At 69.8% G+C, this 21,354-nt stretch carries 24 protein-coding genes; 12 read left to right on the top strand and 12 right to left on the bottom strand.

Annotated elements, in window-relative coordinates:
• Positions 1–79: 79 nt before the first annotated feature.
• A complete protein-coding gene (locus I7X12_RS18205; RefSeq protein ID WP_198061436.1) occupies positions 80–1,303 on the top strand; it encodes an outer membrane protein assembly factor BamB family protein in 1,224 nt (407 codons plus the stop codon).
• A gap of 21 nt (positions 1,304–1,324) precedes the next feature.
• On the opposite strand, the gene I7X12_RS18200 is transcribed toward I7X12_RS18205, so the two are convergent.
• The 4 genes from I7X12_RS18200 to I7X12_RS18185 all read right to left on the bottom strand — a co-directional run bounded on the left by I7X12_RS18200 (position 1,325) and on the right by I7X12_RS18185 (position 5,992).
• Positions 1,325–1,669 carry a hypothetical protein gene (locus tag I7X12_RS18200; protein ID WP_198061435.1) on the bottom strand — a complete coding sequence of 115 codons (345 nt, stop codon included), beginning with the start codon at positions 1,667–1,669 and terminating at the stop codon, positions 1,325–1,327.
• 653 nt (positions 1,670–2,322) lie between these two features.
• Entirely contained in the window at positions 2,323–3,078 is a 756-nt protein-coding gene (locus I7X12_RS18195) for a metallophosphoesterase (RefSeq protein ID WP_198061434.1), read from the bottom strand.
• Positions 3,078–4,724, bottom strand: a complete 1,647-nt coding sequence (locus I7X12_RS18190; RefSeq protein WP_198061433.1) for an RPA family protein — start codon at positions 4,722–4,724, stop codon at positions 3,078–3,080. The genes I7X12_RS18195 and I7X12_RS18190 overlap by 1 nt, the downstream gene beginning before the upstream one ends.
• Entirely contained in the window at positions 4,721–5,992 is a 1,272-nt protein-coding gene (locus tag I7X12_RS18185; protein WP_198061432.1) for a Single-stranded DNA binding protein, read from the bottom strand. Before I7X12_RS18185 ends, I7X12_RS18190 begins: the two co-directional genes overlap by 4 nt.
• A 159-nt stretch (positions 5,993–6,151) precedes the next feature.
• On the opposite strand from I7X12_RS18185, the gene I7X12_RS18180 reads away from it, so the two are divergent.
• The 3 genes from I7X12_RS18180 to I7X12_RS18170 all read left to right on the top strand — a co-directional run bounded on the left by I7X12_RS18180 (position 6,152) and on the right by I7X12_RS18170 (position 7,364).
• Complete coding sequence (locus I7X12_RS18180; protein ID WP_198061431.1) at positions 6,152–6,472, top strand: hypothetical protein; 321 nt, start codon at positions 6,152–6,154, stop codon at positions 6,470–6,472.
• Positions 6,403–6,606: a hypothetical protein gene (locus I7X12_RS18175; protein ID WP_198061430.1), complete on the top strand. Its 204-nt coding sequence runs from the start codon at positions 6,403–6,405 to the stop codon at positions 6,604–6,606. Before I7X12_RS18180 ends, I7X12_RS18175 begins: the two co-directional genes overlap by 70 nt.
• 95 nt (positions 6,607–6,701) lie before the next feature.
• A complete protein-coding gene (locus I7X12_RS18170; RefSeq protein WP_198061429.1) occupies positions 6,702–7,364 on the top strand; it encodes a 2,5-diamino-6-(ribosylamino)-4(3H)-pyrimidinone 5'-phosphate reductase in 663 nt (220 codons plus the stop codon).
• A 48-nt stretch (positions 7,365–7,412) separates the two neighbouring features.
• Here I7X12_RS18170 and I7X12_RS18165 read toward each other — a convergent pair whose 3' ends face one another.
• The 6 genes from I7X12_RS18165 to I7X12_RS18140 form a co-directional block, all read right to left on the bottom strand.
• Positions 7,413–7,700 (bottom strand): DUF7545 family protein, encoded by a 288-nt coding sequence (locus tag I7X12_RS18165; RefSeq protein WP_198061428.1) that lies wholly within the window; start codon positions 7,698–7,700, stop codon positions 7,413–7,415.
• An 82-nt stretch (positions 7,701–7,782) separates the two neighbouring features.
• The gene (locus I7X12_RS18160) at positions 7,783–8,841 is read right to left on the bottom strand and encodes an NAD(P)/FAD-dependent oxidoreductase (protein WP_198061427.1); all 1,059 of its coding nucleotides are present in this window, start codon (positions 8,839–8,841) and stop codon (positions 7,783–7,785) included.
• Positions 8,842–9,440: 599 nt separating this feature from the next.
• Complete coding sequence (locus tag I7X12_RS18155) at positions 9,441–10,547, bottom strand: hypothetical protein (protein ID WP_232342909.1); 1,107 nt, start codon at positions 10,545–10,547, stop codon at positions 9,441–9,443.
• Complete coding sequence (locus I7X12_RS18150; RefSeq protein ID WP_198061426.1) at positions 10,544–10,738, bottom strand: DUF4177 domain-containing protein; 195 nt, start codon at positions 10,736–10,738, stop codon at positions 10,544–10,546. Before I7X12_RS18150 ends, I7X12_RS18155 begins: the two co-directional genes overlap by 4 nt.
• A gap of 88 nt (positions 10,739–10,826) precedes the next feature.
• On the bottom strand, positions 10,827–11,870 hold the full coding sequence (locus I7X12_RS18145; protein WP_198061425.1) for a hypothetical protein: 1,044 nt from the start codon (positions 11,868–11,870) through the stop codon (positions 10,827–10,829).
• A 98-nt stretch (positions 11,871–11,968) separates the two neighbouring features.
• On the bottom strand, positions 11,969–12,268 hold the full coding sequence (locus I7X12_RS18140) for a DUF5785 family protein (RefSeq protein WP_198061424.1): 300 nt from the start codon (positions 12,266–12,268) through the stop codon (positions 11,969–11,971).
• Positions 12,269–12,371: 103 nt separating this feature from the next.
• Here I7X12_RS18140 and I7X12_RS18135 point away from each other — a divergent pair, with 103 nt between their 5' ends.
• The 4 genes from I7X12_RS18135 (at position 12,372) to I7X12_RS18120 (ending at position 16,323) form a co-directional block, all read left to right on the top strand.
• Positions 12,372–12,917, top strand: a complete 546-nt coding sequence (locus I7X12_RS18135) for a GNAT family N-acetyltransferase (protein ID WP_198061423.1) — start codon at positions 12,372–12,374, stop codon at positions 12,915–12,917.
• A 105-nt stretch (positions 12,918–13,022) separates the two neighbouring features.
• Positions 13,023–13,217, top strand: coding sequence for a hypothetical protein (locus I7X12_RS18130; RefSeq protein WP_198061422.1), 195 nt, complete (start codon positions 13,023–13,025; stop codon positions 13,215–13,217).
• The gene (locus tag I7X12_RS18125; RefSeq protein WP_198061421.1) at positions 13,217–13,996 is read left to right on the top strand and encodes a sulfite exporter TauE/SafE family protein; all 780 of its coding nucleotides are present in this window, start codon (positions 13,217–13,219) and stop codon (positions 13,994–13,996) included. The genes I7X12_RS18130 and I7X12_RS18125 overlap by 1 nt, the downstream gene beginning before the upstream one ends.
• A 2-nt stretch (positions 13,997–13,998) precedes the next feature.
• Positions 13,999–16,323 (top strand): heavy metal translocating P-type ATPase, encoded by a 2,325-nt coding sequence (locus I7X12_RS18120; RefSeq protein WP_198061420.1) that lies wholly within the window; start codon positions 13,999–14,001, stop codon positions 16,321–16,323.
• Here I7X12_RS18120 and I7X12_RS18115 read toward each other — a convergent pair.
• Positions 16,320–17,213: a sulfurtransferase gene (locus I7X12_RS18115; protein ID WP_198061419.1), complete on the bottom strand. Its 894-nt coding sequence runs from the start codon at positions 17,211–17,213 to the stop codon at positions 16,320–16,322. The genes I7X12_RS18120 and I7X12_RS18115 overlap by 4 nt on opposite strands.
• A 389-nt stretch (positions 17,214–17,602) precedes the next feature.
• Between I7X12_RS18115 and I7X12_RS20935 the strand changes: the two genes are divergently transcribed.
• Genes I7X12_RS20935 through I7X12_RS18100 form a run of 3 tightly spaced genes read left to right on the top strand, consistent with a single transcriptional unit; the run spans position 17,603 to position 20,080 of the window.
• Positions 17,603–17,773: a cytochrome oxidase gene (locus I7X12_RS20935; protein ID WP_394355633.1), complete on the top strand. Its 171-nt coding sequence runs from the start codon at positions 17,603–17,605 to the stop codon at positions 17,771–17,773.
• A 1-nt stretch (position 17,774) separates the two neighbouring features.
• Positions 17,775–18,293 (top strand): cytochrome c oxidase subunit II, encoded by a 519-nt coding sequence (locus tag I7X12_RS18105; RefSeq protein WP_198061418.1) that lies wholly within the window; start codon positions 17,775–17,777, stop codon positions 18,291–18,293.
• Positions 18,294–18,295: 2 nt separating this feature from the next.
• Positions 18,296–20,080 carry a b(o/a)3-type cytochrome-c oxidase subunit 1 gene (locus I7X12_RS18100; protein ID WP_198061417.1) on the top strand — a complete coding sequence of 595 codons (1,785 nt, stop codon included), beginning with the start codon at positions 18,296–18,298 and terminating at the stop codon, positions 20,078–20,080.
• Positions 20,081–20,150: 70 nt separating this feature from the next.
• Here the strand turns inward: I7X12_RS18100 and I7X12_RS18095 are convergent, their stop codons facing one another.
• Positions 20,151–20,867, bottom strand: coding sequence for a helix-turn-helix domain-containing protein (locus tag I7X12_RS18095; protein WP_198061416.1), 717 nt, complete (start codon positions 20,865–20,867; stop codon positions 20,151–20,153).
• Between the two features lie 153 nt (positions 20,868–21,020).
• Here I7X12_RS18095 and I7X12_RS20740 point away from each other — a divergent pair, with 153 nt between their 5' ends.
• On the top strand, positions 21,021–21,146 hold the full coding sequence (locus I7X12_RS20740) for a hypothetical protein (protein ID WP_269750334.1): 126 nt from the start codon (positions 21,021–21,023) through the stop codon (positions 21,144–21,146).
• Positions 21,147–21,354: the final 208 nt, after the last annotated feature.

The following is a 21,354-nucleotide window of genomic DNA, read 5'->3' as shown; positions in this document are numbered from 1 at the left end:
TCCCCAGAGAGCACCGCGTGCGCTCACCGCCACGTCGAAGTTCCCGAAAGCACTTATCGGATCGAGACGGCGGTCGTGTGTGGCGTCTATCACGTCGAGGCGGAACGTCCTCAGAGCGGGGGCCGGCGTCGCGCTCTGCGGGACGGTCGGATACCTGGTCGGAGGTCGAGGGGGAGCGGACGACGGGTCCGAACTCGGGACGGACCGCTCGCCGAGACCGCTGTCGGTCTCCGGCCAGTGGCGCCAGTACCGCGCCGACGCGGCGAACACGCTCGCGAAGCCCGATGCCACGGTCCTGCCCGACTCCGGCTCGGTCTACTGGCGGCTGCCGGCCGCGAGCGCACCGGTGTTCGACGGCGACACGATGTTCCTCGAACGGGCGAACGGGTCCGCGAGCGTCACGATCGCGGCCCATTCGAGAGCGACCGGCGACTCGATCTGGGAGGGGCCTGACCGAACCGGAACGAATCGCTCGCCGGCGGTCGGACAGTACGTCTTCAGTAACAGTGGTGAGCTGACTGGATTCGACGCAGGGGACGGGACCGTCCGCTGGCAGGAGGAGACGGACGCCCACGTCGGCTGGGCGCCGGTCGTCGACGACGACCGGCTGTATCTCGCCGGACGACGCTACGACGGGACACCGGCGATGGTCGTCGCGGTCGACGGCGAGACCGGCGAGACGGTCTGGGAGGTGGCGTTCCGGGAGCCCGAGGCCGATATCGAATCGGGACTCGCGGTCGGCGACGCGCACGTCTTCGCGGCCACGACGGACGGCCGGGTGGTCGCCCTGGCGAAGTCCGACGGGGAGCGACGCTGGGTCTCGGACGCGGTGGAGTCGGTTCGCGTGCCGACGACGGTCGGTGACGGCTCGGTGTTCGTCGCCGACGAATCGGGCGTCGTCAGCGCGCTCTCGGCGGCGGACGGGGTCGTGCGGTGGCGGCGATCCGTCGCCCCGCCGTCGGGCGGCTTCGCCTACGGGGAGCGGACGCTGTACTACGCGGCGACCGACGGCGTGTACGCGCTCGACGCCGGCGACGGACGACAGCGGTGGCTGAACGACCAGTCCGACCCGCTGGCCCCTGCCGTCGGTTCGGACGCGATCTACGTCGCGACCGGATTCGACGACCGCTCGCTGCACGCCGTCGACAGGACGACCGGAGACTGGCTCTGGTCGCATACCTTCCCTCGGATTTGGGAGGGCGACGTACCTCGAGGTGGTGCGCGGTACCCGCCCGTCGTGCTCGACGGTGGACTGTTCGTCACCGCGGACGACGGACTGTACGCGTTCGGACCCGCCGGCTGAACGGTTCACCGCGAGTGAGGGCTACTCCTCGCTCTCCTGTAACTCGCGGATCGCGTCCTCCTGTTCCTTCCGGGCGATGCCACCGCTCTCGGCGTGCTGGCCGGTGTACTGCGAGTCGGGGATGGCCGACCAGACGGAGCCGCCGTCGGTGTCGGTGGTTCGTGCGAACCAGACCGCGCAGACGACGAGGTACGCGAACACGGAGAGGGCGAGGCTCGACATGTAGGCGTTCTCGGCCAGTCCGAGCGTCTCGACGGTGATGTCGAGGAGGGCAGCGGTACCGGTGACGAACGCGCCGCCGAGCAGGAAGAACACGAACAGGATGCGAACCCAGCGGGGGACCGAGAGGTCGACCGTTCGCGACATGCGCGCCGTTTCGTGACCGCGGGAGAAATGTCTTTTGACGGACCGATCGACGTCATTCGGTCCGTGTGCCAGTTGAGTAGTGGTTTCGGGTGAACGAGTCGCGGAACGAAGTCGAGAGAAAATAACCGCAGTCGACGGCAAGCGACGAAAGCCCTCGCCGCGCTCGCGGTCGCTGACCGGGATATCCGCGCTCTCGGCACCGCCTGCTCACGGCAAAGCCGTTCGCTTCGAGGCGCTGCGCGCCTCCCAGCGCGCGGATAGAGCCCGCTCAGGCGACTCCCGACGCGAGCGCGCCTCGCCCTTTCAGTCCGCCAGGAGAGCAAGCTCTCCTGGGCCCTGACTCGCTTCGCTCGTCAGGACACCAGGGACCGCACGGCACTGCGACCGCCCCGCACAGCATCGCAGGCGGCCACACTCCTCCCCAACCGATTCACTCCGTCACTCCGTTCCTCCGCTCATCCCTCGCGCGACTGTTTCGAGCGGCCCGCCACGAGGCGGGCACGCTCGCGGGTCACTTCGTTCCCCGCTCGCATCGAGGTCTCCCTGCGGTCGACCTCGCACCGCTCGACAGCACGCGCCACCCGCTCCCCTAAGTTCCTGTCCTGAACTGAGCACCTCGGGACGATCCGGAAACCAACGCCTGGTCGACCGACTCACACTCGTCGATAGTCACCCAGGCGTGTGCCGTCGAGGAGGTACGCCTCGCCGTCGACCAGCCCGTCGGGAAGGAACGGGGCGAGAAAGTCCTGGCCGTCGACGTTGACCCAGGTGCCACCCGAGAGGTCGTTGAATCCCGGACAGACGACGAGTTCGCCGCCGGCGTCGAGGTCGGCGTCGTGGAACTCGCGGAAGGGCGCCGGGTCGAGACCGCCGCGGAGCCACACCCGCTCGACGCGGGCGCCGCCGACCTCGTCTTCGAGGCGGACGACCGGGTGCTCGTGGGCGACGCAGACGATATCGGCGCCGAGCACGTCCGGGCTCGGCCAGGTGTGACCGTGGGCGAACCCGACCTCGCCGAGACGGACGCCGTGGCCGGGCGTGATCTCGACGGGCTGGTCGACCCGTTCGAGGACCGACTCGGTGTCGCCGTCGTGGTTACCCTTGACGAGCGTCACCGACAGATCGGCTGGGAGTGCGTCGAACAGCGCCAGAACCTCCTCGCGTTCCTCGCGGCCGGGGTCGCCGATGGCGTGGCCCAGGTCGCCGAGGAAGACGAGGCGGTCCGGTCGCTCCCGGTCGACGAGCGCACACAGCGACTCGCGGCGGTCGGGCGCGTGGTCGGGGAGTTCGACGCCGTCCCGGCGCAGGCCGGCCTCGATGCCGGCGTGGAAGTCCGCGATCACGAGCGCGCGCTCGTTACCGCAGGTCGCGACCGCCGCGGGCTCGTCGGGAATCGGTTCGACGCCCATCAGATCGGCTTGTACACGTCGTCCTCGGGCTCGTAGCAGCGACCGCCCATCAGCGCGTCCTGGATGGCCTCGCGCACTGCCTCGTCTGCGGCGCCGGTCCGATCGGTCACCGCCTCGACGATCTCGTCGGCGTGCGCGCCGTCGCCGTCGTCGTGCTCGGCCATCGCGTCCATCACAGCGTCCTCGATGTCCACGTCTTCGGCCGGTTCGGCGTCGTCGGCCGGTTCGGCGTCGGCCGCAGATTCCGGTTCGGACGCGGTTGAGCCGGCGTCCGCTCCCGTGTCGGCCGGTTGCTCGGCCGTTTCCGCTTCGGCTTCGGCCAGTTCCTCGGGGTCGGGCGTCTCGATGTCCGCCTCGCCCGGCTCGTCGACCTCGTTGCCGCTCGTGAAGCCGGTCCCGTACTCCGCCTCGATCTCCTCGCGCTCCTCGTCGTCGAGCTCGAACTCTCCGGGGTCGAAGTCGTCGAGGTCGTCCGCGCCCGCGGCGTCCGCCCCCGCGTCGGGCGAATCGGCGCCGGCGTCGGGAGCGCCCGTCTCGGCACCGCTGCCGGCGGCGGTCGCGGTGGGTTCGGCGTCGACGCCCGACGACTCCGCGGGTTCGGGTTCGGATTCAACCGACTCCGCGGGTTCGGACTGGCTCGTCTCCGCGGCCTCCGCCGACGCGGACTCGACCGGCTCGGTGTCGCCTTCGGGCGCAGTCGGGGTGCTCGTGTCGGCGGTCACGGACTCGTCGCGTTCGGGCCCGGACGTATCGGTCTCGGCGGTCGAAGTCGTGGTGTCGGTATCGACGGAGTCGGCGTCGGAATCCGATTCACCGGTGCCGGCCGCGGCGGTCGCGGTGTCGTCGCTCGCGGTCGTCGGCTCGTCGGTCCCCCCGAGGTCGGTAGTCCCACCGCCGACGCTCGCGGTCACGTCGAGGGTAGCCAGTGTCGCCGGGTCGACGCCGCCGGGAGCGTCCGGCGAGGCGGCGTGGGGGTCGACCTCCTCGCGCTCGCCCGCGACGACCTCCAGGGCCTGGACGGCCGTGTCGCGCACCGCGTCGAGATACGACGCCGTCGTGCCGTAGTGGTCGATCGCGAGCGGGATGCCCGCGGACAGTCCGGTATCGACGCCCTCGGCCTCCAGTGCGGCGCGGAGTTCGTCGCCCCGTTCCTCCCGGGCGAGAGCGCCGGCCATCGTCCGCACGCGGTCGAGCGTCTGCCGGGCGGTGCCGACCGTCCAGCGGTCCCGTGTCTCGGCGTCGACCTCGTTGACGTTCTCCGGCCGGATCGACGTGTAGGTCACGTCCGAGTCGTCGGGCTGGAAGGTGCGGGCCTTCCCGGTGACGGCGACGAACATCGGCGCCTGGGCCTGGTCGAAGAAGGCCTGGGCCTCGGGCTGGTACTGGCCGGCGTAGACGACGAACGCGCCCGTCGGGTCGACGATCCGTGCGCGGAGCACCTCCTCGCTGGCGTCCTCGACCTCGGTGAGGACGCCGACGACGAACAGCCGGTTGACGCGGCCGCCCGTCGGCGAGACGACGTAGTTCGGGGCGCGCTCCTCGTCGCTCTCCGAGTAGGAGAAGTCGGCGTCGTCGAACTCCGCGGCGAACAGGCGATAGGCGACCTCGCGTCGCCCCGCGCCGCCCTGGTCTTCCGATCCGCTCATCCGCGAACCTCCGTCAGCAGGTCGCCGGCGCGACTCGCGGGGTCGTCGTCGGTCTCGTCGAACGAGCGGGCGTTCAGATTGGCGCCGTACTCGTCGACCGACAGCGACCCGCGGACGCGGAACTCCCGGCCGACGAGCGTCTCGCGGATGTCGTCGGCGACGGCCTCCTGGTCCATCTCCTCGCGGGCGTGGGCCTTCGCGTCCTCGATGTCACCGCCGTAGATCGCCTCGGTGAGTTCGTCGTCGAGGATCGCGGTCACGGTGCCGGTGCCGTCGTCGAGGATGGCCTTGATCCGCAGGTCGTCGACGCCGTCGACGGCACCGTGGGTCCGACACTGCCCGTTCTGCACGACGCGACCGCACTCTGGACAGCGCTCGATGAGCCCGGACCCGTCACGCACCGCGATGACGTTGCCGACCAGCTCTGCGTCGAACAGGCCGCCCGATTCGATGGCGTCACGGATCGCGAGCCTGGGGGCCTCGTCGGTCGCCTCGACCGTGCGGTCGAGTTCGGTGACGGTCGTGAACTCCGAGACGTTGATCGAGGGCGCGCCGCGGAACTCGCGAACGAACGCGTCTTCCAGGCGGATCGAGGCGCCCTCGGTGATCGCCTCGTGGGGCTCCCAGTCGGTGAAGGGCAGCCGCGTGGTCTCGTCGGCGAGGATGCCGCTGAGGATATCGGTCTCGCCGTCGCGGCCGTCGATTGTCTTCGTCTCGACCTCCAGAGCGGTGACCTCGACGTTGCGACCGCGGTCGCCAACTTCGAGCTCTGCGAGACCGGAATCACCGCCGACCGGGAAGTCGACCGCGAGGTCCTCGTCGGCGAGGCCGATGGTCGTGCTCTCGCCGAGGTTGAGTTCCGGTTCGCCCTCCCACTCGCGGATGCCCGCGTTGCCGGCGGTGATGGTCTGGCCGGCCTGGAGACCGAAGTCGTCCCAGGCGGTGTAGGAGATCTTGCCGGTCTCGTCGGCGATCTCGCCCTCGAAGATGACGTTGTCGCTGCCCTGATATCGGATCGAGCGCTTGCCGACGGTGAGGACAGTCCCGGTGACGGTCACGTTCGAGTCGCCGGTGGTAATCTCGGCGATGGACTTCGTCGTGGGGCCGCCCCCGCCGCCGGAGTCGTCACCGTACTTGCGGCGGAGGCTGTCTTTGGCCTCCTCGACGGGGACGCTGTACTCCACGAGGTTCTCCAGGTCCGATTTGACCTCCTCTTTGTCGACGCCGAGGTCGGAGGCGAGCTCCTCGGCATGGTCGTCTAAGCTCATCACCGGACCTTCGGCTGGCCTCGGTAAAAATCGTTCCCGTCGGGTGACCGACGGCGCGAGCCCCGCCGTGGCGGCGTCCGGGGCTCACGCCCCTGCGGAGCTATCACCGCGGCTGACGTTCGAGGTAGCTATTTATCCGTCGACGGCCCAGTCCGGAGTATGCGACCTCCGACCTTCCGGGGGAAGCCGTCGGAGTCACACGTGCTCTGGCGGCGGTCGGGGGCGGGTGCGAAGGGGCCCAAGCGGTTCGACGAGGCACACCTCCGCGCGTGGTGTTCGACCAGGGGCGTCGACTTCGAGACCGACGAGCGCGTCGACCACGAGCGCTCGGACCGACCGCGCCGGCAGTACCGCTGTGTCTTCGCGTGGGCCGACACCGAGAGCGAGTCGTTCGACATGGGCGACGACGAGTGGGAGATCGCAACCCAGGAGACGCCGCGCACTTTCTGGAGATCGACGAGACCGGCGAAGCGAGACTGAAGAGCTGGACCGACGAGTACGTCTTCGACCTCGAAGCGCTGTGGACCGACGGCGACGCGGTCGCGTTCCGCGCCGCCGGCGTCGACGGCGCCAAGCGCCTCGACGCGCGGAAGCTGACCGAACGACCGGAGTGAGCGCCGGGCGACGGGGAGCGCGAGCGACGGCTGCCATCGAACGGAGTGCGGGTAACACCGAAAGCGGTTTTCCGGCGAGGGCGTAGCTACCGGGTATGTACGTCGTCGTCAACGCGGCCATGAGCGCCGACGGGAAGCTGTCGACCCGCGAGCGCGAACAGGTGGAGATCAGCGGCCCCGCCGACTTCGACCGCGTCGACGCTTTGCGCGCCGAGAGCGACGCCGTCATGGTCGGCGTCGGCACCGTCCTCGCGGACGACCCCTCGCTGACCGTCGACGACGACGCCCGCCGCGAACGCCGTCGCGACGCCGGCAAGCCCGAGAACCCCGCCCGTATCGTCGCCGACTCTCGGGTCCGCACCCCTCACGACGCTCGCGTCCTCGACGACCGCGCCGACACCTACCTCCTGACGAGCGAGGCCGCCCCGCAGGACTTCGTCGCCGAGATCTCCGAGGCCGGCGCGGAGGTCGTCTCGGCCGGCGAGCAGCAGGTCGACCTCCCCGAGGCGCTCGCACAGCTCGAAGACCACGGCATCGAGCGCCTGATGGTCGAGGGCGGCGGCGAACTCATCTTCTCGCTGTTCGCCGCCGACATGGTCGACGAGCTCTCGACGTTCGTCGGCCCCGCCGTCATCGGCGGCTGGAAGGCGCCCACGCTGGCCGACGGCGACGGCTTCGTCGGGGAGTTCCCGGAGCTGTCGCTGCGGGACGTGGAACGCGTCGACGACGGCGTCCTGATCCGCTGGGACGTCCCCTGAGCGGCCCGCACGACACCGTCGTTCGTCACGAACGCGAGAAACGACGATTCAGTGGCTGTGGCCGGTTAGTTCCGCGAACGAGTTGCCGAACCGCTTCTCGAACAGGTCCAGAGTGAGCGTCTCGGCCTCGGCGATCTCGTCGCTGACCTCGCCTTCGCTGTGGTGAGTGGCGCTGTGGATGCGCTGGGCGAGGCCGAACATGGCGATGTCGCCGACGACCTCGGGCGGCGCCTCGTCGCCCTCGGCGAGCATCTCGATCAGCGCAGCGGGGACTTCGAGTTCGTCCGTGTCCTCGTCGGATTCGAGCGTGAGCGTGACCGTCTCGGATTCTGCCATGGCACTCGTAGGGAGAGCCGCCATATGGGTCTGGTGGAAGCGTGCGCTGCGGGCGAAACACGCCAAGAGAGAGACCGACCCGTCAGTCGTCGGCTTCGGCGGCCGCCTCGGTCTCCCCGGCAGTCGGAACCTCGCGTTCGAGGTAGTCGTCGGCGTCGATCGCGGCCTTGCAGCCCATGCCGCCGGCGGTGATCGCCTGCTGGTAGTGGTGGTCGACCACGTCGCCCGCGGCGAACAGCCCCTCGACGCCGGTCGCGGTCTGGTCTCCGCCCTCGCCGCCGCCGCGGCTACCCCGCGTGTTCACGTAGCCCTCGTCGTCGAGTTCGACGCCTGTGTCTTCGAGGTAGTCCGTGTTCGGCGTGTGGCCGATGGCGACGAAGACGGCGCCCACGTCGAAGTCGAAGGTCTCGGTCTCGGAGTCGTCGAGCTTCTCCGAGGGGTGGCCCGACTCGTTTTCCGCGAGGGTGACGTGGTCGACGCCCGCCTCCTGGGAACCGTGGACTTCCAGCAGTTCGGTGTTTCGCATGATCTCCACGTCGCCGTCGTCGACTTTGTCCATCAGGCGGTCGACCCAGTAGTCCTCGGCGCGGAACTCCTCCCGGCGGTGGACCAGGTAGACGGTGTCGGCGAAGCGAGTCAGGAAGTCGGCCTCCTCGAAGGCGGCGTCGCCGCCGCCGACGACGACCATGTCCTCGCCACGGAAGAAGGCGCCGTCGCAGGTCGCACACGTCGAGACGCCGAAGCCCATCAGGTCGTCCTCGCCGGGGATCCCCAGCGTGCGGGCGCTCGCACCGCTGGCGGCGATGACCGCGTCGGCGGTGTAGGTGTCGCCGGTGTTGAGTTCGACTTCGAAGGGTCGGCCCTCGTCGTCGACGTCGGTGACGATCCCGTGGGTGATCTCGGCACCGAACTGCTTGGCCTGGGCCTTCATGTCGTTGACTAGCTCCGTGCCGCCGACGCCCTCGGGGAAACCGGGATAGTTCTCGACGTCGGTCGTCAGCGTGAGCTGTCCGCCGGGCTCGTCGCCCTCCAGCACGAGCGGGTCGAGGTTCGACCGCGCCGCGTAGATGGCGGCCGTCAGCCCCGCGATACCAGATCCCGCGATGATAAGCCGTCGGTGGTCGGCCGTCTCTGAACTCATTGCTCACCGGTAACGGAGGATAGCCTATGTAAATTGCGCTCGTCTGCCGGTGCCCCAGACATCCGAACGCCCCCGAATTACCTCGATACCGCCATCTCACCGACCAATCCGGCTACACAGCCGCTCGGTACAGGTGAGAGAGATAGCAATCCGCCGTGGCGCGCGCTGTCGCGAGTCTCGTCTTTCTCGTGAGCGCAGCGAACGAGGGTTAGCGAGAGCTTCGATCTCGCCAGACGCGCCAGCACCGTGCGAGGGATGAGCGAACGGAGTGAGCGAATCGGCTGGGGAGGCTCGTGGCCGTCTGCGGTGCTGCGCGCGGCGGTCATGGTGCTGTGCGGTCCCGGCGTCCTCGTGAGCGGAGCGAACGAGGGCTCAGGGGAGCTTGCTCTCCTGGTGGACTGAACGGGCGAGGTGCGCTCGCGTGCAGTTCAGTCGTCTGCGGCGGCACTATTCGAGCGGAGCGAGAATATCCGCCGCAGCGACCGCGAGTGCGCCGAGGGCGCCCATCGCCTGCTGTCCCCGGTGAGTGCGGTCGCTGTCGCTCGACTTCGTTTCGCTCCAGTACAACCGGAACCAACCGATAAGTGAGCAGATCGAACTCACCGCTGTGAATCGCGGAGGACGAGCGGGCCGATAGCCAGCGTTCGCTTGGCGACGACGGCGATCCGGGCGATGTAGGCGACGAGCAACAGGAAGGGGACGAGCGAGACGGTGAACCCGGCGCCGACGACCCAGAGGACGTTGTCGACGCCCAGCGTCGTCCCGGGGATGGGGCCGGATCCGGCGAACGCGAGCAGCGAGCCGGTGACGACCAGCGCGGGGACCGACGCGTAGAGGATGTACTGCGAGAGATCGACGAGCGCCCACTGGAAATAGAGCGTCTTGATGTGCTCGCGGGCGGGGCCGAACATCGACAGCGTCGTCCGCAGGTCGGTGAGCCGCCCGTCGATCTCGTCGTCGATGGCCGCTTCGTGCTCGGAGCCGATGCGCTCGACCTGGAAGATCTTCCAGGCGTAGTTGAAGTTCAGCGCGGCGAACAGCACGTCGAAGGTGCCGAAAGCGGCGCCGTCGAGCTGGTCGCGGACGGCGTCGGCGTTGCCGGTGACGCTGTCGGTGAACTCGTCGACCTCGGTGCGCAGGTCGTCGTCGTCGCTGCCGGAGACGGCCTCGCGGAGCGCCTTCGCCTGGCGCTGGACCGCGTTCACGTGCTCGCGCAGGAACGCCGACGGGTCGACCGGCACCGGCTCGTCGTACATGTCGCCGACGTACTCGCGGAAGTCCATCGTGTTGCTCATGCGCTGGTGCTGGTCACCCAGCGGCCCGTTCTCCTGGGAGATGACGAGCTGGCTGATCGTCACGACCAGGGTCGTCCCGGTGATGATGGCACCCAGCATCGTCGAGAACAGCGCACCCTTCGTGTCGCCGCCCTGGAGCGTCGCGACGAAGCCGTCGACGATACTCCCGACGCCCACGAAGGTGGCGAAGACGACGACCGCGAGCACGCCGGTGATGTGGAGGCGATTGGCCTTCAGCAACAGCCACAGCGCGAGGCGGCTCTCGTCGGCGCGCTCGCGCATCGTGTCCGCCGTCGATATCTCGGTGTCCGCCGACGCGTCGATCTCGGTGTCGGACTCGCGGGGGTCGGTGTCGGCGTCGCCGGAGTCCGTGTCGGAGTCGTCGCTCGTCGAGTCCGCCTCGCCGCTCATGACCGGTCGACCGGACGCTTGAAGACGAGAAGCTTCGTCCCACCGCCGACGTAGTCGATCGTGTCGACGAACTCCCAGCCCTCCGCTCCGAGGTCGTTCAGCTGACGCTTCGGGTCGGTGGCTTCCTTCTTCGTCTCGCCTCTCGGTGGGTCGAGGGTCTCGTACTCCCAGGCGTCCGGGTCGTCGGTCATACCGGCCCATGGAAGGGGCAAGGCAAAAGCCCCGGCCCTGCAGTCGCTCGTCGCTGGCGGCCGGCGATCGTCGCGTTGGCGACCCGGCTCACCCGTCGCGGTTCCACTCCACCTCGGTCACGTCGTCGGTCTCCCGGAGGATGAACGGGCCGATCGAGAGGGTGTGCTGGGTCACCGTCGCGATCCGCATGACGTACGCCAGCAGGATGAGGAACGGGACGACCGCGACGGTGGCCGCGAGCGCCATGACCAGCGCCAGGGTCTCGATGCCGAAGACGGTCACGCTGTAGGTGGCGTCGTTGAAGAAGATGATCATGACCGCCGAGACCAGCAACGCCGGGATCGCGGCGGCGAGGATCTGCCGCGAGAGGTTGATCAGCTCCCACTGGAAGTACAGCGTCTTGAAGTGCTCGCGGGCGGGGCCGAACAGCCGCAACACCTCGATCAGCCGTTCGAGCGCCTCGGTGCCCTCCTCGTCCAGATCCTCCCCGTACTGCTCGTGGATGCGCCGGGCGGTGAAGATCTTCCAGGAGTAGTTGAAGTTCAGCGCCGAGGAGATGACGTCGAACTCGCCGAATCGGGCGTCGTCCAGGCCCGAGGCGACGCTATCGGCGTTGCCAACGAGGCTGTCGGTGAGGTCGGCGATCTCCGCCTGCAGGTCGCCGTCGCCCGCGTCGGAGACCGCCTCGCGGAGGTCCTCGGCGCGCTCGCCCGACACCTGCACGAGCGCCCGGAGGAACTGCGCGGGCCGGGAGGGGCTGACCGCCGCTTCGATGACGTCGGCCACGTCTTCGCGGAACTCCATGGCGCCCTCCATGCGCTCGCGCTGGTCCTTGACGGCGCCCAGTTCCTGGGAGAGGACGAGCTGGTTGAGCGTCAACACGAGCGTGACGCCGGTGATCGTGGCGGTGAGAAAGCCCTGGAACAGCGTGTCGACGGAGTCGCTCGTGCGGATAGCGTTCTCCGTCGTCGGATAGAGATACCCCGCGCCGACGAGCACGCAGAAGACGGCGGCGACGAGGATACCCGTGACGAGCCAGCGGTCGGCCTCGAGGAGGACCCACAGTTTCAGCCGGCTCTGGTCGGCTCGCTCGCGCAACCGGTCGCTCGGGGCGTCTCCGCTCCCGGACATGGAACCCGGTACTCGTCCGGGTCGGGAAAAGACATCGGTCACCGGGCCCGGATCGACGGTGGCGGGCCGACACGGAGCAGCCGCGTCCGAACCGCCCTCTAGGCGTGTTCGAGCCGGTAGGGCCAGTAGTCGGCCTCGCGCAGTCCCGCCCCGACGGCCTTGTGGAAGTCGGGGAAGTCCTCGAACTCCGCCTGGTCGACGTGTTCGAAGATCTCCGAGACACTGACGACGGTCTCGTAGTCGATGCGGATCGGCTCGTCGCCGTGTTCCGAGACGAACTCGGATTGGGAGAGCGGGAAGTCCTCGCCCTCGTCGATCTTCTTGGCGAGCACCGCCTGCCCGTACTTGCGGCGCCCCTCGCTGCCCTCGTTCCCGTCGGGATCGTGCGGCCAGTCCATACCCGACACTGTGGCCGAATCGGGCAAAAGGATTTCTCTCTCCGGGCGACGGTCCGTCCCGTCCTGGGACAGACCTTTGCCCCTCCGCGGCGACGCCACTGCCATGCCAGGCGCACGCATCGCCGTCGGCGACCGCGTCACGCTCCGGACCGTCGAGACAGAGGACGTGCCGTTTCTCCAGCGGGCCGGCGCGAACCCCGAGATCCGCTATCCCCTCGGAAACCCACTCCGCACTCGCGCGGACTTCGACCTCGACGAAGACGACGACACCGACCGCTTCCTCGTCTGTCTCGACGACGAGAGCGGCCCGGGCGGCGCGGACGGTGACGACCTACGACGGATCGGCGAGGTGACGGCCGACAACGTGGGCTATCGGCGCCCGGAACTGGGCTACTGGCTGGTCCCGGAAGTCCACCGCCAGGGCTACGGGAGGGAAGCCGTCGGACTGGTCGTCGACCACTGCTTTCGGTCCTACGACCGGCCCGCCGTGGGCGCGGGCGCCTTCGAGCACAACGACGCTTCACGGGCCCTGCTGGAGTCGCTCGGGTTCGTCGAGGAAGGCCGGCGTAGACAGTTCATGTTCGTCGACGGCGCGTATCGCGACATGGTCCAGTACGGGCTGCTCCGTTCGGAGTGGAACGGCGAGTGAGGCGGTCGGTCGACGACGGCCGCGCTCGACCCCGTCGCCGCGATCCACCGGCGGTTGTCCTGCGACAAGGCGCAATTTAATCGATCGAAGTGGGCAGGGGATCGTATGGACTCGATCCCGCTCTCGTGGCTCCCGCTGGTGGGGCTGCTCGCGATCCCGTCGGCGCTGGCGTTCGCGCTCGGACTCGAACCGGTCGCGGTACTGGCGATACTCAACACGGTCCTCATCGTGGTCGCCGTGCGGATCATGTTCGGGTCGGCCGACGAGCAGTACCTGCCGGCGCGACTGACCGGGCGGTGATGACGCCGCTCCAGGCCGCCACGACCGTCGGCAGTGCGGACGCTGGCCTCGCCGTCTTCGCGCTGGTCGGGCTACTCGGTGGGGCCCACTGTCTGGGGATGTGCGGCCCGCTGGTGACGCTGTACGCCGACCGGTTGGGCGACGACGGACCCGCCGGGTTCTCGGAGATCCGCCAGCACCTGCTGTTCAACCTCGGTCGAACGGCGAGTTACGCGCTGATCGGCGCGCTGATGGGCGCGCTGGGGACCGTGCTGTACGACGCCGCCGGCGTCGCGGCGATAGCCGACGACGTGCGAGCGGTCGCCGGCGTGCTCGTCGGCGGGTTCATCCTGCTGACCGGCGCGACGTACGCGCTCACCGGGTCGACCGCCGGCGCACTCGGCCACGCCTGGACGCCCTCGGCGTTCGAGCGGGTGAGCAGTGCGTTGATGGCCCGCGTCGACCGCTGGGTCCGCGGCCCGCGCATCGCGGCGCTGGGCGCCGTCCACGGGCTCCTCCCGTGCCCGCTGCTGTACCCCGCGTTCCTCTACGCCTTCGCCACCGGGTCGCCGGTCTACGGGGCGCTCGCGCTCGCGACGCTGGGACTGGCGACCGTCCCGGCGGTGTTCGCCTACGGCGTCGCGTTCGGGGCCGTCTCGCCGCGAGTTCAGGGACCGCTCCACCGGGCGCTCGGCGTCGCGTTTCTGATCATGGGCTACCTCCCGCTCGCCCACGGCCTGATGTTACTGGGTATCCACCTGCCCCACCCGCCGCTGCCCGCCTACCAGCCGCTGGGGTGACTATGGCCGAGTGTACCCTCTGTGGACTCCCGACCCCCGATTCGCCCCACGCCGCCGACGACGTGGAGGGCGACTTCTGCTGTCGCGGCTGTCTGGAGGTCGCTCGCACCCTCGACGAGGCGCCCGCCGAGGCCGACCCCGACGCGCTCGACGGCGGCCCGGCAGTCGACGAGGTCGACGGCGAGCGGGCCTACCTCGACGTATCGGGGATGCACTGCGCCACCTGCGAGTCCTTTCTCGAAGCGACGGCGACCGACGCGGCCGGCGTGCGAGCGGCCGAAGCGAGCTACACCTCGGGGATGATGCGCGTCGTCTACGACGACGACCTGACCGACGAGGGGGCCGTCGCCGACGGCGTCTCCGACTACGGCTACGAGGCGGCGCCGACCGGCGGCGAGGCCGGCGACGACGACCAGGAGACGGTCGGGCGCCTGCTGGTCGGCGGCTTCTTCGGGATGATGATCATGGCGTGGTACGTCCTCTTTCTCTACCCCGTCTACCTCGGCGTCGCGCCCGACTCGCTGCTGGTCGACCTCGACGGGCCGGCCGGCGGGTTCCTCTTCGCGAACGTGTGGGCGATGGCGACGGTCGTCGTCGGCTACACTGGTGCGCCACTGCTCCGGGGCGCCGCCGTGAGCCTGCGGGTCCGCGAGCCGAACATGGACCTCCTGGTCGCCGTCGCGGCGGTCACCGCCTACGCCTACAGCACGCTCGCGTTGACTCTGGGCCACACGGATCTCTACTTCGACGTGGCCGTCGTGGTCGTGCTCGCGGTGACGGTCGGCGACTACTACCGCGACCGCGTCCGGCGGCGGGCGACCGGGCGGCTCTCCGAGGCGGCCGAGGAGCGAGTCGACACGGCTCGACGTCGGACGGCTGGAGGGACCGAATCCGTCGCGCGCGACGCGGTGGCGGGCGGCGACGAACTCGTCGTCCGCGAGGGCGAGCGCGTCCCCGTCGACGGCACCGTCGCCGAGGGCACGGCGGCCGTCGACGAGTCGCTGGTCACCGGCGAGTCGCTGCCCGTCTCGAAGGAGTCCGGCGACGAAGTGGTCGGCGGCGGGACCGTCACCGACGGCGGCCTCGTGGTCCGCGCCGACCCGGACCCGACCAGCACCGCAGACCGTCTCGTCGAGACGCTGTGGGCCGTCCAGAGCGGGTCTCCGGGAGCGCAGCGGCTCGTCGACCGTATCGCCGCGGCGTTCGTCCCGCTGGTCTTCCTCCTCGCGGTCGGCACGACCGTCGTCCACCTCCTGCTGGGGTCGGCACCGACGGCCGTCCTGTTGACCGGACTGACCGTTCTCGTCGTCTCCTGTCCCTGCGCGCTCGGGCTGGCCACCCCGATGGCCGTCGTGGCCGGCATCCGCGACGCCCTCGCGGCGGGCGTCGTCATCACCGACAGCTCGGCGCTGGAGACGGCCCCCGAGGTCGAGACGGTCGCCTTCGACAAGACCGGCACCTTGACGACCGGATCGATGACCGTCCGCGAGGTCGTGGGTCACGAGGAGACCCTGGCGCTGGCGGCCGCGGTCGAGCAGTTCGCGACTCACCCCGTCGCCGAGGCGGTCGTCGCGACCGGGACGCTCCCCGACGCCGCCGTGGCCGACTTCGAGACGCACCCCGGACAGGGCGTCGAGGCGACCGTGGGCGACCGGCGCGTCCTCGTCGGCGACGCCGCGCTGTTCGACGAGCGCGGCTGGGCGGTCCCGGAGGACGTGGCGCTCGCCTACGCGGACGCACCGGCCGACGCCGTCCCGAGCTACGTCGGCTGGGACGGCCGCGTCCGCGGCGCGGTCGTCGTCGGCGACGAGGTGCGCGACGACTGGGAGACGGTCGTGGGCGACCTGGCCGCCGACAGGCGGGTCGTCGTGATCACCGGCGACGACCGGGCGGCCGCGCGACGGTTCGAGACCCACCCGGACGTGGACGAGGTGTTCGCCGGCGTCCCGCCGGAGGCGAAGGCCGCGGTCGTCGACCGCCTCGCGGCCGAGGGGCCGGTCGCGATGGTCGGCGACGGGAGCAACGACGCGCCGGCGCTGGCTGCCGCCGACCTGGGCATCGCGATGGAGCGGGGGACGCGCCTGGCCGTCGACGCCGCCGACGTCGTCGTCACCCGCGACTCGCTGACCCCGTTGCCCGCCACCTTCGCGACGACCGAAGGGACCCGCCGCCGCGTCCGCGAGAACCTCGGCTGGGCGTTCCTGTACAACGCGGTCGCGCTCCCGCTGGCCGTCGCCGGCGTCCTCAACCCCCTGTTCGCCGCCGTCGCGATGGCGACAAGCAGCCTCCTCGTGGTTCTCAACTCGACGCGTCCGGTCGACGGCTAACCGTCCCGCTCACCCGAGCCGGGCCGGCCGGTCTCGATGGGAGCGTCGACCAGATTGCCCCACTCGGTCCACGAGCCGTCGTAGTTGCGGACCGACGGGTACCCGAGCAACTCCGAGAGGACGAACCACGTCAGCGACGAGCGCTCGCCGATGCGGCAGTAGACGACGACGCTCCGGTCGGGCGTGACGCCGCGGTCGCGGTAGATCGCCTCGAGTTCGGCTCGGGATTTGAACCGACCGTCGGGCGCGACGTTCTCCGACCAGACGACGTTGACCGCGCCGGGGACGTGCCCGCCGCGCTGGGCGAACTCGTCCATCCCGGGCGGTGCGACGACGGTCCCGTCGAACTCCTCGGGCAGCCGCACGTCGACCAGCGCCGTCCGGTCGTCGACCGCCCGCGCCACGTCGTCGCGGTACGCGCGGACGTGCTCGTACGGACCGGCCGCCCGGTACGCGCGCGAGTCGAACGACGGGACCTCGGTCGTAGTCGGCCGGTCCGACTCGACCCAGTGTTCGCGCCCCCCGTCGAGCAGGTACGCGTCGTCGTGGCCGTAGTAGGTCAACAGCCAGTAGAAGTGCGCGGCGAACCAGTTTGCGTTGTCGCCGTAGGCGACGACCGTCGTCTCCTCGGTGATGCCGATGTCGCCGAGGAGGTCCGCGAACGCTCGCGCCGACGGGACGTCCCGACGTCGGTCGTGTCGCAAGTCCGACCGCCAGTCGAGCCCGACCGCCCCCGGGAGGTGGCCCTCGTCGTAGAACCCGGTGTTCAGGTCCACCTCGACGAGTCGCAACGACGGGTCGTCCGAGCGGGCCGCGGGCAGCCGCTCGTCGACCCACTCGGGGGAGACGAGCGCGTCCGACCGCTCTGGTCGTGTCGTGCGTCCGGTCATTGCTGTTCGGTGGCCGCCGGACCGCACCGACCGCCACTGGGGTGTCACCGTTCGAGGGAACCCCGAAACATAAGCGCCGGCTTGTCCCGCGACAACCGCCACGTCGGCCGATCGTCGGTTGTCCTGCGACAAGCCAGGCTACAATTGACCGGGGTCGAACGACACCCAGTATGAAGGGTTTTGAAGTCGATACCGTGCTCGCGACCGCAGCGGGTGGCGGGTCGCTCCTGGCCGTGACGGCCGTGAGCGCACTCGTCACCGCGCTCGCTGCGGGAGCCGTGTACTACTACGGGTGGCGGACGCCGCCGGAGCCGTCGTTCGACGGGGCGCGAACGGAGACCGCTGGTGCCGGCGAGCGGGCAGCGGTCGCCGGTACTCGCGGCGGGCCGATGTACGAGTCCGAGGTGGCACAAGCCGAGACCGAATCGGTCGACCACGACGCGTTCGACCCCGTTGGGACGGCGGCGCTGTTGGCCGTCTACTTCCTGGTCGTCACGCTGACCTGGCTGTTCATGTACTTCGTGGAGTTCCTCGGCAACGGACCGACGGTGGTGGGCTGAGATGCACGTCCACAGGTTCGAGCGGATCTGGCTGGTCGCCGCACTCGGCATGATCGTCCTGTTCGTCGGGACGGTCACCTACGGGGCCGCCGTCGCGGGCTACGGGATGGTCGACGCCGAGGGCGGTCAGGTCGACTCGACGGATCCGGCCGCGAGCGAGAGCTTCCGCGACCCCGGCGTCTACGAGGGGAGCGAACCCGACCACTACGACGTCTACGTGGAGACGCGGCGGTTCGCGTTCGTCCCCGGCACCGGCGAGCCGATCCGCGTCCCGGCCGGTAGCACCGTGACGTTCCACGTGGCTAGCGTCGACGTGCTCCACGGCTTCGAGGTCGCGGGCACGAACATCAACACGATGGCGATCCCAGGCCAGAAGGCCACCGTCACCGCCGAGTTCGACGAGCCACGTGAGTACGGGCTCGTCTGTAACGAGTACTGCGGCGAGGGCCACCACGACATGGCCGGGACGCTCGAAGTGGTCCCCCAGTCCGAGTTCGACGCGAGCACGGAGGTGCAGTGACGATGGCCCACGCACACGACGAGCGAACGAACGAGGCCGCCGAACAGGCCGAGCTGACGGCCGGTGACCGGCTCGCGTTCGTCGACCAGTACCCGTCGGCCGCGCGGATCACCCGCCTGTGTTTCGGCGTCTCGTTCAGCGCCCTGCTGGTCGGGGCAGTGCTCGGGATCGTCCAGGCGCTCCACCGGACGAACGTCTTCCGCGGCGTGATCGAGTCGAGCGACTACTACTCCGTGCTGACCGGCCACGGCGTCCTGCTCGCGCTGTTTTTCACGATCTTCTTCCTCTCGGGCGCGTTCACCTGGGGGACGACCCGCAGCCTCGGACGGGACCTCCCGAGCCCGCGGTTCTCGATGGCCTGGTTCGGCCTCCAGCTCGGTGGCGCCGTCGCCGTCGCGACGGCCATCTTCGGCGGCTTCGTCGGACAGGTCCCCTTCGAGGCGGACGTGCTCTACACCTTCTACGCGCCGCTGCAGGCCCACCCGTTGTTCTACGCCGGCCTCGCGGCCTGGCTCGTCGGCACGTGGCTCGCCGGGTTCGACTGGATCCGCTCGTATCTCCGCTGGCGCGGCGACAACCCCGGCGAGCGCGTCCCGCTCCAGACGTTCATGGTGCTGACGACGATGCTGATGTGGTACATCTCGACGGTCGGCGTCGCCGTCGAGGTGCTCGTCTTCCTGCTGCCGCTGTCGCTCGGCCTGATCGACAGCGTCGACCCGCTGCTCACCCGGACGCTGTTCTGGTTCTTCGGCCACCCGGTCGTCTACTTCTGGCTGATGCCGGCATACTTCGCGTGGTACACCATCCTCCCGAAACTCGCCGGCGGCCGGCTCTTCAGCGACCCGCTCGCCAGAGTCGTGTTCGTCCTCTTCCTGATCCTCTCGACGCCGGTGGGCTTTCACCACCAGTACGCCGACCCCGGCATCGCCGAGGGCTTCAAGTTCGTCGCGATGACGAACACGATGTTCCTCCTGCTGCCGAGCTTCCTCACCGCCTTCACCGTCGTCGCCAGCATGGAGTACGGCGCCCGCCGCCGCGGCGGTAGCGGCTACTTCGGCTGGATGAAGGCGCTCCCGTGGGCCAACCCCGCCTTCGCCGGGATGGCGCTGGCCGGGCTGATGTTCGCCGCCGGCGGCTTCTCGGGCATCGTCAACGCCGGGATGAACATCAACTCGCTGGTCCACAACACGCTCTGGGTGCCCGGCCACTTCCACCTCACCGTCGGCACCGCGAGCGCGCTGACGATGATGGCGGTCAGCTACTGGCTGTACCCGCAGATCACCGGCAAACGACTCCAGCTGTACGGCTTCGCCCAGGTCCAGCCGTACATCTGGTTCATCGGCATGGCGCTGATGTCCAACGCCATGCACCGCGCCGGCCTCGCGGGCGTCCCGCGCCGCACCGCCGAGCCCCAGTACGACCAGTTCTCCTTCGAGGCGGCGCTGGGGTCGATCCCGGAGATGCGCCTCCAGATCGCCGTCGGCGGGACGCTGCTGACGCTGGGTGCGGTGCTGTTCGCAGCGGTGATGCTGGCGACCTGGTTCGCCGACCGCGGCCGCGGGCGCCTCCGCGTCGACAGCCACCTCCCGGAACCGATCTCCGGCCCCGAGGACAGCCCGCGAGTCCTCGACAACTTCAAACTGTGGGCGGCCGTCGCGGTCGTCCTCGTCGCCATCGCCTACGGTTTCCCCATCTTCTCGATGGTCGCCGACGGACCGTTCGACCCCGCCGCGCCGCCCGTCCCGGTCGGCTTCGTCGACGCAGCCCTCGGGGTCGTCTTCGGCTGACGCGGTCGGCGTCGTCGGCGTCGTCGGCGTCGCCGACGCCGGTACCTCGTCGCTCCCCGGACGACCGGACTCAGGTCGTCGAGATGAATCCGGCCACGAGTTCCGCCTCGGCGCGCCTGAGCCGATAGGAGACGGTCGACCGCGGGCAGTCCAGTTCGGCCGCCAGATCGTCGAGCGTCGTCTCCCGTGGGGTCTCGTAGTATCCCATCTCCGCGGCCAGTTCGAGCACCTGTCGCTGCTCGGGCCGGAGCGACAGCGACGCGAACGGGTTCGACGGCGACTCCGTGGCGTCTTCGAGGTGCTCGAACCGGTAGGTGATCCCCTCCCTGAGCGTTCCGCCGACCGTGTCGTAGAGCATCCCGACCTTCTCGTCGCTCTCCATGAGGATCCGCCAGCGCGCTTCGGACCCGCGGCGGGTCACCTCCGCGAAGACGCCGCCGGTGAGATATCGCCTGGCGATCAGCGAGACGGCGTCACAGCGGGTCGCCTCGGAGACGCGAGTGTACACGACGGCCCGCCGCGCCGACACCGAGAGCACGTCACTGTATCGACGCCCCGCGCAGCCGCGGTCGCTGACCGAGATCAGATCACGGTTCTCGTCGGCGATCAGCGCCGCTGCCCGCTCGACCGTCTCCTGCGGGCCCGTGACCCTGTCGAGCCGCCATACCTCCGACTCGGAGCCCGGACAGACCAGCGCCGTCGACCGCGCTTCCGGCGCGGCCGCGAGCGTGTCCATCAGCGGGTCGACCCCCGTCTCGTACGTCAGCGTGAAGACGAACTCCCGCATCTATCCCGAACTCGTTCGGCCAGTAGCCAGTCAGTTTCGGTCGCGGCGGCGACCCGGTGACGCGACTGCGTCCGCGCTGCCGTCGGCCGACCGACCGCCGTCGTTGTCGTGTGACAACGGTGGGTTGAGGGAACCGCCGCGACTAGCCGACGTATGAGCGATACGCCTGCAGCCGACCAATCGATGCCGTGGTTCCTGAAAGCGATCATCCTCGTCGCAGTCCTCGTCGTGCTGTTTATCATCGGCGTGGACCTGTTGACGTTCGCGCAGTCGTTCTGAGCACGAACGCGTCCGTCGGGGCGAGCGGTCGGACCACGTCTATCAGTGCGACCGACAGGACGATCCGTCCGAGGCCGACGCCGAGGGCGAGCCACACTGCCGACCGCTCCCGTCGTCTCGCCGGTACCGCCGCGAAGGCGGACCCGGGCGCTCCTCGGACGCGACCCCGAGTGTCGCAACCGGACGGCATCGTCGGTGTCCGTCGCTG

This window comes from Halosimplex litoreum (genome assembly GCF_016065055.1).
Classification (GTDB): Archaea; Halobacteriota; Halobacteria; order Halobacteriales; family Haloarculaceae; genus Halosimplex; species Halosimplex litoreum.
The sequence above is the reverse complement of the archived record's forward strand: the minus strand, read 5'-3'. Positions and strand labels throughout refer to the sequence as shown.